The organism is Zhongshania aliphaticivorans, from assembly GCF_902705875.1.
In the GTDB taxonomy this organism is placed as follows: Bacteria; Pseudomonadota; Gammaproteobacteria; order Pseudomonadales; family Spongiibacteraceae; genus Spongiibacter; species Spongiibacter aliphaticivorans_A.
On sequence record NZ_CACSIK010000001.1, the window covers coordinates 1,424,654 to 1,436,723 of the forward strand.

General features: G+C 46.4%; 13 protein-coding genes. 6 read left to right on the forward strand and 7 right to left on the reverse strand.

Annotation, left to right across the window (positions count from 1 at the left end):
• Positions 1-2 precede the first annotated feature (2 nt).
• Both AELLOGFF_RS06480 and AELLOGFF_RS06485 read left to right on the forward strand, forming a co-directional pair.
• Positions 3-866 carry an NAD(P)-dependent oxidoreductase gene (locus tag AELLOGFF_RS06480; RefSeq protein ID WP_159267907.1) on the forward strand — a complete coding sequence of 288 codons (864 nt, stop codon included), beginning with the start codon at positions 3-5 and terminating at the stop codon, positions 864-866.
• A gap of 31 nt (positions 867-897) precedes the next feature.
• Positions 898-2,205 carry a M18 family aminopeptidase gene (locus AELLOGFF_RS06485; protein ID WP_159267908.1) on the forward strand — a complete coding sequence of 436 codons (1,308 nt, stop codon included), beginning with the start codon at positions 898-900 and terminating at the stop codon, positions 2,203-2,205.
• A gap of 43 nt (positions 2,206-2,248) precedes the next feature.
• On the opposite strand, the gene AELLOGFF_RS06490 is transcribed toward AELLOGFF_RS06485, so the two are convergent.
• Positions 2,249-3,043: an enoyl-CoA hydratase/isomerase family protein gene (locus AELLOGFF_RS06490; RefSeq protein WP_159267909.1), complete on the reverse strand. Its 795-nt coding sequence runs from the start codon at positions 3,041-3,043 to the stop codon at positions 2,249-2,251.
• A gap of 101 nt (positions 3,044-3,144) precedes the next feature.
• Between AELLOGFF_RS06490 and AELLOGFF_RS06495 the strand changes: the two genes are divergently transcribed.
• A complete protein-coding gene (locus AELLOGFF_RS06495; RefSeq protein WP_159267910.1) occupies positions 3,145-4,257 on the forward strand; it encodes a tRNA-queuosine alpha-mannosyltransferase domain-containing protein in 1,113 nt (370 codons plus the stop codon).
• A 104-nt stretch (positions 4,258-4,361) separates the two neighbouring features.
• Positions 4,362-5,369 (forward strand): tryptophan--tRNA ligase, encoded by a 1,008-nt coding sequence (trpS, locus tag AELLOGFF_RS06500; protein ID WP_159267911.1) that lies wholly within the window; start codon positions 4,362-4,364, stop codon positions 5,367-5,369.
• 67 nt (positions 5,370-5,436) lie between these two features.
• Here trpS and AELLOGFF_RS06505 read toward each other — a convergent pair whose 3' ends face one another.
• The 3 genes from AELLOGFF_RS06505 to gpt form a co-directional block, all read right to left on the reverse strand.
• Positions 5,437-5,715: a hypothetical protein gene (locus tag AELLOGFF_RS06505; RefSeq protein WP_159267912.1), complete on the reverse strand. Its 279-nt coding sequence runs from the start codon at positions 5,713-5,715 to the stop codon at positions 5,437-5,439.
• 136 nt (positions 5,716-5,851) lie between these two features.
• The gene (locus tag AELLOGFF_RS06510; RefSeq protein ID WP_159267913.1) at positions 5,852-7,894 is read right to left on the reverse strand and encodes a TonB-dependent receptor; all 2,043 of its coding nucleotides are present in this window, start codon (positions 7,892-7,894) and stop codon (positions 5,852-5,854) included.
• 331 nt (positions 7,895-8,225) lie between these two features.
• Positions 8,226-8,690: a xanthine phosphoribosyltransferase gene (gene gpt / locus AELLOGFF_RS06515; protein WP_159267914.1), complete on the reverse strand. Its 465-nt coding sequence runs from the start codon at positions 8,688-8,690 to the stop codon at positions 8,226-8,228.
• A 214-nt stretch (positions 8,691-8,904) separates the two neighbouring features.
• Between gpt and AELLOGFF_RS06520 the strand changes: the two genes are divergently transcribed.
• Positions 8,905-10,254 carry a sigma-54 interaction domain-containing protein gene (locus tag AELLOGFF_RS06520; RefSeq protein WP_235035733.1) on the forward strand — a complete coding sequence of 450 codons (1,350 nt, stop codon included), beginning with the start codon at positions 8,905-8,907 and terminating at the stop codon, positions 10,252-10,254.
• A gap of 1 nt (position 10,255) precedes the next feature.
• Here the strand turns inward: AELLOGFF_RS06520 and AELLOGFF_RS06525 are convergent, their stop codons facing one another.
• Together AELLOGFF_RS06525 and AELLOGFF_RS06530 are read right to left on the reverse strand one after the other, a co-directional pair.
• Positions 10,256-10,657 (reverse strand): VOC family protein, encoded by a 402-nt coding sequence (locus AELLOGFF_RS06525; protein WP_159267915.1) that lies wholly within the window; start codon positions 10,655-10,657, stop codon positions 10,256-10,258.
• Between the two features lie 143 nt (positions 10,658-10,800).
• Positions 10,801-11,145, reverse strand: a complete 345-nt coding sequence (locus AELLOGFF_RS06530; protein WP_159267916.1) for a stress response translation initiation inhibitor YciH — start codon at positions 11,143-11,145, stop codon at positions 10,801-10,803.
• A gap of 89 nt (positions 11,146-11,234) precedes the next feature.
• Here AELLOGFF_RS06530 and AELLOGFF_RS06535 point away from each other — a divergent pair, with 89 nt between their 5' ends.
• Positions 11,235-11,453 (forward strand): SlyX family protein, encoded by a 219-nt coding sequence (locus tag AELLOGFF_RS06535; protein WP_159267917.1) that lies wholly within the window; start codon positions 11,235-11,237, stop codon positions 11,451-11,453.
• A gap of 86 nt (positions 11,454-11,539) precedes the next feature.
• Here AELLOGFF_RS06535 and AELLOGFF_RS06540 read toward each other — a convergent pair whose 3' ends face one another.
• Positions 11,540-11,800 carry a cold-shock protein gene (locus AELLOGFF_RS06540; protein ID WP_159269304.1) on the reverse strand — a complete coding sequence of 87 codons (261 nt, stop codon included), beginning with the start codon at positions 11,798-11,800 and terminating at the stop codon, positions 11,540-11,542.
• Between the last annotated feature and the right edge of the window lie 270 nt (positions 11,801-12,070).

Consider the following 12,070-nt stretch of genomic DNA (forward strand, 5'->3'; position numbering starts at 1 on the left):
ATATGAACGTAGCTTTTATAGGCTTGGGTACAATGGGTTACCCGATGGCGGGGCATTTATGTCGGGCGGGATTAACCCTGTCTGTTTTTAATCGTAGTCAAGATAAAGCTAAGCGCTGGTCAGAAGAGTTTGGTCTTAAAGCGAGCACCTCGGTAGCAGAGGCTGTGAGTGGCGCCGCAGTGGTGGTCTTGTGCTTAGGCGCGGATGAAGATGTGCGCTCAGTATTGTGTGGTGAGAATGGAGTTTATGCGGCCATGCCAGAAAATGGCATAGTTATTGACCACTCAACCACGTCTGCCAAGCTTGCAAGAGACATGGTCGAAAAGGCCAGTGTATATGGCCAACAATTTATCGACGCGCCGGTGTCGGGTGGCCAAGCCGGTGCGCAAAACGGAAGCCTGACGATTATGGCAGGTGGCAATGAGGAGGCTTTTACCAAAATTGTGCCAATACTCGCGACATACGCTACGCGTTATCAGCGTGTTGGACCCGCAGGTTCTGGGCAATTAGCCAAAATGGTTAATCAGATTTGTATTGCGGGGTTATTGCAGGGCTTGGCAGAGGGACTTCACTTTGGAGAGCAAGTTGGTTTGGATATGTCTGCCGTGATTGATGTTATTAGTGGCGGTGCGGCTCAGTCATGGCAGATGGATAATCGTGCAGAGACGATGCTTGCAAATGAATTCGATTTTGGATTCGCCGTCGATTGGATGCGCAAGGATTTGTCGTACGTTTTGGATGAGGCGCGTCAAAACAATGTCACCTTACCAGTGACTGCGTTGGTTGATCAGTTTTATGCGCAAATTCAGCGTCGTGGTGGTGGCCGAAAGGACACGTCGAGTTTGGTGTTAGCGCTTAAAGATTAATGTGAATTGAATGTCAGGGTGATTTTGAAGTATGAGCGATGTGAATCAATTTAATGCAAATCTGTGTGCATTTTTAGATGCGAGTCCAACGCCTTTTCATGCAGTGGAGGTCATGCGGCTGCGGCTAGAAACGGCGGGTTTTATCGCGCTGAATGAACGTGCTGAGTGGTGTGTAGAGCCTGGTAAGTCTTATTATGTGATTCGCAATAACTCGTCGATCGTCGCTTTTCACTGTGGAACGGAAAATCTGCAAGAATGTGGTTGGCGAATGGTGGGCGCACATACGGATAGCCCTAATTTAAAGGTTAAGCCAACCCCTGAGCTTCTTCGTCATGGTTATGTCCAGCTTGGCGTGGAAGTCTATGGCGGTGCGCTACTCAACCCATGGTTCGATCGTGATTTGGGCTTGGCTGGGCGGGTGAATTATGAAAATGCTAGTGGTGATTTGTGCTCAGCACTGATCAATATAGATCGCCCGGTTGGGGTGATTCCAAGTCTGGCTATTCACCTTGATCGTGAGGCCAATAGTGGCCGCTCCATAAACCCTCAGCGAGACCTCCCCGTGGTGCTGATGCAAAGCGAAGAGGGGGTGAATTTTAGAGCGCTGTTGAAAGAGCAGCTAGCCCAACAAGGTATTGATGATGTTAATACTGTCCTTGATTATGAGTTGAGTTTTTACGACTGCCAAGCCGCTGCGATTATGGGCTGGAATGGCGATTTTATAGCTAGTGCTCGATTAGATAACTTGTTGTCTTGTTTTATTGGTTTAGAAGCGCTTTTGGCCGCCGATACTACTCAGCACACCGTATTGGTGTGTAATGATCACGAAGAAGTGGGTAGTCAGTCTGCTGTTGGGGCGCAGGGGCCAATGCTGGAGTCAGTGTTGCGCAGAGTAGCCGGTGAGGAGGTGGTGTGGCAGCGGGCCATAGCAAACTCCATGATGATTTCAGCAGATAATGCCCACGGTATTCATCCCAATTTTAGTGACAAGCATGATGGTAACCATGGTCCCCTGTTGAATTCGGGACCTGTGATTAAAAATAATGTAAATCAACGCTACGCCACCAATAGTGAAACGAGCTCGTTATTTCGCCGTTTATGTGCCAACTGTGGTGTCGCTGTTCAAAGTTTTGTGGTACGCAGCGATATGGCCTGTGGAAGCACAATTGGCCCTATAACGGCGTCAGCAATTGGTGTGAAGACCTTAGATATTGGTGTCCCCACTTTTGCTATGCATTCAATCAGAGAGTTGGCTGGCAGTCGTGACAGCTTTGATTTGCACACGGTATTGCGCAATTATTTTGAATTGGAATCTGTGCTTGATAGTGATAACCACTAAGAGCTTGAAACAAGCTTTTAGTGGTGTACTAGAAATATTAGATTTAGCTTACTGATTTAAAATCGGGTTTCCGTTTCTCAGCAAAGGCAAGCAAACCTTCACGACCTTCAGGGCTACTAATACATTTGGCTATGCCGCGGCTTTCAATTTCTAGCTGAGTCTCTAGGGAATTAGAATAGCTGCCTAGCAGTAATGATTTAATTTGACCATGAGCTAATAGTGGGCCGTTAGCAAGTTTGTTAGCTAGTGCTTCGGTTTCATTTACAAGCTCGTCGGCGGCAACCACCTTGGTTAACAGTCCCCAATCTAAGGCTTCTTGTGCAGAAAGAACGCGGTTAGTTAACATGAGCTCTTGGGTGCGGCGTAAACCTATGAGCTTAGGCAAATAAACGCTAGAGCCACCGTCAGGGCTGGCACCAATTCCGGTGTAAGCCATGGTGAATTTAGCCGTATCTGCCGCCACAACAATATCGCCTGAAACCGCGAGGCTAAATCCTGCTCCTGCTGCCGTGCCGTTAACAGCAACAATGAGAGGCGCAGTCATACGGGCGAATCGAGAGTTGGCGGAGTGTAGGCAAGCTGTGACATCTTTAAGCAGCAGGCCAATATCATCGCCTGCGGCTTTAAAGCTGGGCACATCGCCGCCAGCACAAAACATTTTACCGGTGGCTGTTAAAATAACAGCGCGAATGCTTGAGTCTTCATCGCAGACCATGGCCACATGCATTAGTTCTTGTGCCATTTCTAAGTTGACACTGTTTGCCGCATCAGGACGATTTAGAGTGATTTTGGCGATGCCGTTGGCATTTTCCCACTGTAAAGTATTGTATTTACGCATATCAGCCGTTTGATCCGATTATTTAATTGAGCCGAGAGGGTAATAGAGCTGGATTCATGCGTCAATTCACAAACAAATAGTTTAATGGTGTGGTTTAAAAGATGAGAGTGTTGGTGTTGTCGGCTTATCATGCAGATAGTCATCGTTACTGGCTCGAAGGGCTGATGACGCATTTGCCTAATATTAAGTGGACGGTGTTGAGTTTACCCCCACGCTATTTTAGCTGGCGCATTAGGGGGAATAGCCTGACATGGGCTATGCAACAACGAGATACCTTGACCGCCTCTTATGATTTGCTTATTGCTACCTCAATGACCGACTTATCGGCATTGCGAGGCTTAGTACCTGAGCTTTGTAAAATACCCACAGTAGTTTATTTTCATGAGAATCAGTTTGCTTATCCTCAAAGCTCTAGGCAGCGTGAAGGCGTCGAACCGCAAATGCTCAATCTTTACACTGCATTGGCGGCAGATAAAGTGTTGTTTAATAGTCATTATAATCGTCGTTCTTTTTTAGATGGTGTGGATAATTTGATGCGCCGTCTACCTGATTTTACTCCGCGCTTAGAAGTGGCGGCAGAGCTTGCTGATGCCATGATATTGCCCGTTGGTCTCTCGTCAGCGAACTATGTGAAGCGAGCGGCGGGGGATCGGCTGCGTGTTTTATGGAATCATCGCTGGGAATACGACAAGGGGCCGGATCGTTTACAAGAGCTTGTTAAAGCGTGCTCGAGTGCTGCGCTGCCAGTTGATTTTTACGTGGCTGGTCAGCAGTTTAGGCAGGAGCCTAAAGAGTTTAATGATATTAAGTCGATAATCTTAGCGAGTGATACCTTAACATTATGTCAGTGGGGGTATGTCTCTGACCACAATGAATACAAGGCAATATTGTCAAGCTGCGATATTGTGTTATCAACCGCGATTCATGACTTTCAGGGTTTATCTGTTCTCCAGGCCGTGACAATGGGTTGCGTGCCCCTCGTTCCAGAGCGGCTTTGTTATCCGGAGTGGTTTGGTCGTGACTATTGTTATTTAGCTAGTGATAACGTAGCTGAGGAGGCAGCCAATTGTTTGGCTAAATTGCAGTATTTCATGGCGCAAAAAAGGCTGGGGAAATTGGCTGCTGTGGATGTGTCGGCCTTGTCCTGGGAAGTATTGGCGCCAAAGTATGCAGAGGTTTTTAGGGACTTGGTTACGTGCCGAGTCAATTGGTAGCTAGACGGATACTGACAGCGTCTAAGTGAGTCAGTATCATAGGCGCCTTTCTCATTAGCGGGTCGGCGATAAAGCTCGCGTTAAGATTCTTATAGGAAACAACTATGGCTAAGCAGCGGGTACTTACCGGAATTACTACCACCGGAACGCCGCATTTGGGAAATTATGTTGGCGCTATTCGCCCTGCGATTGCGGAAAGTCAGCGCGGTGAATTTGATGCTTTTTTCTTTCTAGCGGATTATCACGCGCTTATCAAAAGCCATGAGCCTAATAAGGTGCATCAGTCTAGCCGTGAAATTGCAGCTACGTGGTTGGCTTTGGGTTTAGATACGGATACCACGACTTTTTACCGTCAATCCGACGTACCTGAGATTACTGAGCTTAGCTGGATTCTGACGTGTGTGTGTGCAAAAGGGTTAATGAACCGTTCTCACGCCTATAAAGCGGCAGTACAGGCAAATGAACAAAATGGTGATGATCCAGATTTTGGCGTCACTATGGGATTGTTTAGCTACCCGATTTTAATGGCTGCAGATATTCTGATGTTTAACGCCAGTAAAGTGCCGGTAGGGCGTGATCAAATTCAACATATTGAAATGGCGCGGGATATGGCACAACGCTTTAATCACTTATATGGTGAGACATTCGTATTGCCCCAAGCAGAGGTGGGCGATGATGTGGCGGTACTTAGCGGCTTAGATGGCCGTAAAATGAGTAAAAGCTATGGCAATACCATTCCTTTATTTTTACCTGAGAAAAAACTTCAGAAGCACATTAATAAAATTAAAACGAATTTATTAGAGCCTGGAGACCCAAAGGACACTGCGGATTCAACCGTATTTGAAATATGGCAGGCATTTGCCACGCCTGAGCAAACTGCCGAAATGCGTCAAAAGTTTGCTGACGGTATTGCTTGGGGGCAGGCTAAAAAAGAATTGTTTGGATTAATTAACGAACAAATTGCACCCGCGCGTGAACGCTATATAGCTATTCTTGAAGACGGTCAGTTTTTAGAAGCGGAGCTTAAAAAGGGCGCTGAGAAAGCCCGTGCACACGCGGCTCCTATGTTGGATAAAGTGCGCAAAGCAGTCGGTTTATCTGCTTTTAAATAGCGGAGTATTTTGAGAAGGGGCAGCTAAGTTAATAGCGGGATGAATTTCTCTCTCTTGGGGAGCTTGTCTAGAATGTTGATCTTAAAGACATACCAGCTGGGCTTAAGGTAAAGACTAAGGAGCCACCTTTTTGTAGATTCAATTGTGGGCGCGCTTCTATTTTAAAGCGTGCGTCTATCTTGCGAAGTTCTGGCCATGCTTTATCGGTTTTGGGTTTTATGTCATGGCTCCATGACGACCACGCTGCTCGAAGTACCTGCGCTGTTGTCGATGAGTCACGCTCTGCAATAGCGATGTTATCTAAGGCGAGTACAGAGGTAAGTACGAGTATTTTAAAATAAGCCATGACAGCGACCTAACAGCAGCGAAGTTATTTTAAATATAACGACTATTGTTAGTCGCGGTATACGCGTTTTGCGCAGCTGTGATCGCGTTCACACAAGCGGGATGATTTATCCCGCTATCATGCAAACGCGCGGAAATTAGAAATCGATTCCTAATTCTAGGTAAGCGGCGCGAGGCTCGCCTACAAAATAACGATAATTACCGAATGCATAATCTGCACGTTCAGCGTAATTAATATCGGTTAGGTTTGTTATCCTCAGAACAGAGTAAAGTTGCTTGTTGTATTGTTGGCGCCAGCGAATATTGCTTAGGGTATGTCCGGGATAAGTGTGCAAATTGTTCTCTTCTAAATAATATTCGCCTTGATGCTGAATTTCGAGTTCAATTTGAGTATTAGTTAGCGGTGTCCAGCGAACAACGGTGCCGGCAAGTTGACGCGGTGCGGTGTCAATCTCATTACCCTCTGCAGTAAGGGCGTTATTGGCATACTGATGCTTGCTATAGCTTGCTTGAAGTTGCCAGAGCAATGTAGGTGTCAATTGCCAGTGAAAATTAGCTTCAATGCCACGGTCAATCGTTTTACCGCCGTTGATATTGTTACGATTGCTGTCTTGGATAATAACATCGTGTTTATGCATCCAATAAGTGGATACGCGATATTGAAAGGCGTTCCAAGTACCGCGTAAACCTATCTCAAGGCTGTTGAGGGACTCTTCACTCAAATTGGCATTAAGTTGTTGGGCTTGCAGACGGTAAAGCTCTGCAGCCTGAGGGGCCCTGAAACCGTGCGCCGCGTTTGCAGTTAAGTCTGTGTGCTCGCTAATTTGTTGGATTACGCCCAAGTTAAATGAGCTGTTGCGAAAGTGTTCTTTGTCATCGGCTGGTCGTGCGTAGCGGCAAGTGCCAGAAGGGCAAGCGCTGCCATCTGCTGCGGTGTTACCGTCTATCATCAAGTTGTTGTAATCATAAAATTGTAGGTCGTAACGGCCACCAAAATTAACCTTGGTACGGCTACTGGCTTGCCAGTCTCCGCCAATAAACCAAGCGCCGTAAAGTGCGTCTACCTCGTAATCATAATGTTGGCCAGTGGGGAAGGAGGTAAAGCTCGCCTGAGCTTGATACTGCTGTAAGTAGGCCTTGGTTGCCTCCATATCAAAGCCGTTGTAGAGCGTGACGTTTTTACTGTAGTTTTGATAAAACGCACTCTGTAGCCCGATAGTACGCTCACCATTTTCTTCTAGCGGTGTGCCAGGTAAGAAATGCTGGAGAAACTCCATTTCGGTGTATCGTAGGTAGGGTGTGACCACAAAACGACTGTCGCGCTCACCATCTCGTTCAAAGCGGCTGTAATAGCGTACGCTACTGCTATTGCGAAAGGCTTCTGGGTTAGGGTTTTCACGTTTGCGACTACTAACCTTGTAAGCGTCTTTGCCTAGAATATAACCGGCGGTTTCTTGATTGAGGTTACTGGCAGCCAGCATTGATTGAATCGACCATGTTTGGCCGTCGTAGTCGTGACGAATATTAAGCTTTTGCTGCGCGTAACCGGAATCGTCCTTATAGCCATCATCATGGCTCCCTTGTGCGCTGATACGGTAGGCGTGTTGACCGTTGGTATCGCTGTGGCTGGCTTTTAGTCGGCCATAACCATCTGGTCCTGCTTCTAAAGATAAATGCGATTCAGGCGTGTCGGATGGCGACTGACTAATGACATTAATCACCCCATTTAAAGCATTGGTACCATGTACGGCAGTGCCTGGTCCTCTAATGACTTCAATGCGTGCCGCTTGCTCGGCATTGACGTCAAATAATTCATTAACATTGCAAAAGCCGGGGCCTCGCAAAGGAATACCATCTTCGGAAAAGTAAAATGCGCCACAGCTTCCGGTACCGGTCAGTACGCCAGAGCGAATTGCTGTTAAGTTTTCTTGCCCGTTACCCCGGCTAATCGTAACGCCCGGTACTTGGTTTAATAGTTGGCTAATATGAGTGTGGCCAATATTTTCAATGTCATCTTGATCTATAACGCTCATGGCTATGCTTTGCGCATTTAATTGTTTTTCGATTCTGTCTGCGCTAACAACGACGGTTTCTGGCGTGACGTTATTTTCCGATGCTAGGGAAAAGCTTGATGCTAGGCTAATGCTCAACGCTAGCGGAGTCGCGTATTTTCTCGTCATTGATTGATCCTTTTGATTCCCACGTTGCTGATTCTTATATAGCTTACAAGTTTACCAGTATGGTTTAACTGCTAGGTAAGTGTGTTTTTGTCGCAATGCCTATGGTTACTCATCATGCCCACGTAGCCGTGCTTCGTTTGGATATGGTAAACAATGTCGACAAGATATGCTGGTGATATATTTGAGTATATTTAACATAAGCATTACCGTTTCTCGATTGTCCACAATAACTTACAGAATGGTATTGCCCCCCAGTGAGGAGAATGTAAGCAAAGATACACTGGCGGAGCTTAGAGTAGGATAACCAAGACGCATTGCTGATAGGGGCTATCTATTGTACTAATGGCTCGCTGTAACTGGGTTCTATATCCCATGGAAAGTGGATCCATGTATCTTGCTCAAATTCGCGGACAAAATGTTCAGCTAGCGCCATTGCCTGTGGTTTTGCATAAATGGTTACGAAACATGCTTTGGGTAGTAACTCTTTAGCTATTTTTGCTGTGCCGCCCGTATCGACCAAATCGTCTACGAGTAGGTAGCCGTCGCCATCGCCCTCAACGGTTTTCAGGATATTAATTTTACCTTGCTGGTCGTGGTCGTAGCTTGCGATACATAGGGTATCAACAACCCGTAAATTTAATTCCCTAGCTAGGATGGCGCCGGGCACAAGGCCTCCTCGGGCAATGCTAATAACCCCTTTCCATGATTGAGAGGTGAGTTTACGGGCTAGATTCCGCGTGTCACGATGTAATTCATCCCATGATAGGTAATAGACGGGAGGGGTGTTGTTCGACATATGCTGACTTTTCTGCAAGCTGGAAGGTGGCAAATTGTGCCGTATGGGAGGCGTCATCGCAAGGCGTTAGCGAAATCAGAGTGGGTGCTAAATCATAGTGATTGGTGTTTGACGCGATCAAGGTTGTGTCAATATTTTGACTTTCGTAAGGGGTTTTTGGTGCGCATGGGTCGAAATTATTGTTATAGTCAATTAAATGACTTTTTGGTGTTGAGTGACTGTGGCCCTAGCTAAGAAATACCTTCAATTTGCCGTTTTGGCATCAAAGCCTCTGGCTTATCGCTTGCAAGTAATTTTATCCGCTGTGGGAAAATACCAAGTGGTGACATCGCATGCGGAGGTGGAGGCAAGCGAGTGTGATGCCATTTTTAGTGATGGCCTGAGCGCAGAACTCAAACTTTGGCTAGGCGCTGCTAATACACCATTGGTAAGCTTGGTGCCGCCTGAAACGCTGACTCAAGACCTCAACAATGGGTTGACTCTCAGTACTGATTTTTATTATCAAGATGTGCTGGAGGTATTGTATCGCCTAGATGTGGGTAACAAGACATTATTACCCCAAGGTAAAGACCGTTTGGTTGGCGTTAGTGAAGCGGTTATGACATTGCGGCACATGCTGGCTCAGGTGGCAGATAAAGCTGTGACCGTTTTAATTACGGGGCCGTCTGGGGCAGGAAAAGAAGTGGTTGCGCGGTCTTTACATGATTTATCCTCTCGTTGTGAGGGGCCCTTTGTGCCCATTAATTGTGGTGCCATTCCCAGAGAACTTTTAGAGAGTGAACTCTTTGGCCATGAGCGAGGGGCGTTTACCGGTGCGATCTCAAGCCGAGCGGGGCGTTTTGAATTAGCAGAGGGTGGAACACTATTTCTTGATGAAATTGGTGACATGCCATTAGAAATGCAAGTAAAGATACTGCGTGTTATTCAGGAGCGGAAGTTCGAACGGGTAGGGTCCGATAAAACACGTAGCACTGATGTCAGAATTATTGCGGCCACACATCGTGATTTAGAAGCCATGATTGCATTAGGGCAGTTTCGAGAGGATCTGTTTTACAGAATCAATGTATTCCCTCTAAATGTACCCGCGTTAGCCGAACGACCGGAAGATATTCCTCACTTGATTCGAATTTTGACTAAACAATGTGAGCTAGAGGGCTTGGGGCGTTTGCGTTTAGCCGACTCTGCAATTCGTTCATTAAGTGCGCATAGCTGGCCTGGCAATATCCGTGAATTGGCAAACTTATTAGAGCGATTGGTGATTTTGTACCCTGAAAAGGTCGTAGGTTTTGCCGATTTACCTGAAAACTATCGCCACGGTGAAGATAATTGGTCTGGGGCCGCTTCTCACGAAAATAGTACCTCTGTCGAGGTTGATCTAGGTGGTGTGCCGCCCTTGCCGAAGGGGGGGGTGGTGATGAAAGAGTATTTTCAAGACTTAGAGCGCGAGTGGATACTACAAGCCCTAGATATTCATGCCAGTGTGGTGACTAAAGCGGCACAACACCTAGGGCTGCGGAGAACAACGTTGATTGAAAAAATGCGTAAATTAGGTCTCAGTAATTAAGCTAGAGCGTACCGAAAACTTCTATCCAGTTACCATCTGGGTCTGCGATAAAGCCAAAACCGATACCGTCTGCAAAGGGCGTGACGTGAACGGGGATGCTCACACCCATTGTTTCGAGTTCGGCAAACCAGGCCGATATACCCTCCATACCCATAGAAATGTATCGATAGCCTTTTGCCGCCAATCCGCCGCCGGCTATGACTTCAATTGCGGGGGGAGTGTCGTAGCTAACAAGTTTAATAATACTGTTTTCAAGGTGGTAGCGATGCATGACACCACCGGGAAAACTTAATTCGGATTGGTATTTTAAGCCTAAGGTGTCACCGTAAAAGTGCCGCATTTCGGTCATATTGGTGGTGACAATACCAATTTCTATACTATTAGGGAGGGGGCGAGGGGGCATGTTTTCACCTTTTATTGTTATTTTGTTTCATTTCAGCGTTTAGTATTAGACCGTGTGATTGATACCAAGTGTATGTGCAAACCATCGTTTTGAGTAATTGATGATTAAACGTTACCTTTGTTTAGCGGCAGTATTTAAGTCGTTTAACCACCAGATAATTTTACACTGTAACCCTTGGTTTCTAATAGGGTTTTGAGTGCTTGGCGATGGTCGCCCTGAAACTCCAATTCATGGTCTTTTATTGCGCCACCCGTACTGAGTTTTTGTCTGAGTTCCTTTCCTAATACCTTTAGCTCTTTGGCGTCTAACAAAAGACCGTTAACAATGGTGACTCCCTTTCCTTTGCGGCCTTTTGTTTCACGTCGAATGCGAATAACACCATCACCACTGGGGGTAGACTGGGTATTTTTACAGCTACATTCTTTACTTGCCTGGCCACACGTTGGGCAGCGGCGGCCAATATCCGTTGAATAAACAAGTCGAGACATGATTTCCTCCTATTTTGTGCTGCGATGATTATAATAGCTTCGCCTTGAGAAGGGGCGATTTGAGTTTTAGTTTTTGAGGGGGCTTTAGGATGGCTAATGATTTATCAGCACAGCTTGTCGATGTGCAAACTCAGCTGACGTTTCAGGAAGACATGTTGAATGCGCTTAATGAACGCGTGGTTGCGCAGGATCTTGAATTACGTAACTTAAGGCGAACCATAGAGTTATTGCACGAGCAAATGAAACAGAAAAATACCGCGGGTGAGGAAAGTCTGCTGGTTGGAATCGAGCGTCCTCCACATTACTAATGTGGCCAATATTTTATGTTGCGAGGTACCTTTGTAGGAAAGCCTGCGGCAATAACATGCATTATATGCCGCAGGTTAACGGGGACTTATTTTACTAAGGTGACTTCTTCAGCCTGCGGGCCTTTATCGCCCTCAGTGAGAATGAATTCTACTGTCTGACCTTCGTTTAAACTGCGGCGGCCCTTGCCTTGGCCCCGAATCGAGCGGAAGTGAACGAAGACGTCACCACCTGCATCGCGGGTGATAAAACCGTATCCCTTGCTAACGTTAAACCATTTAACAACACCGCGTTCCCGTTGGCTTTTGAATTTATCGGCCACAGCGGGAAGGTTTGGTGCAGCTAACATCCCAAGAAGTATCGCCGCGGCAATGATGGCGACCGCAAGGGGACTACTTGTTTCTACGCCAGTGAGTTGGAGTGCTGCAATACTCACAAAGGTCAAGATGGCTAAAAATATAATTCTAATTATCAGTAACATAAAAATCCAAAAAATAGCTGAAAGTGGAAAGAAATTGCGCTTGTTTTACGGGTGATGATTTACCCGCGGCTGATTATAGCATCCGTATACCCTGTCGTCGCGGGACCTAGTGTCGGTAAATATTATGCTGGCAATCAG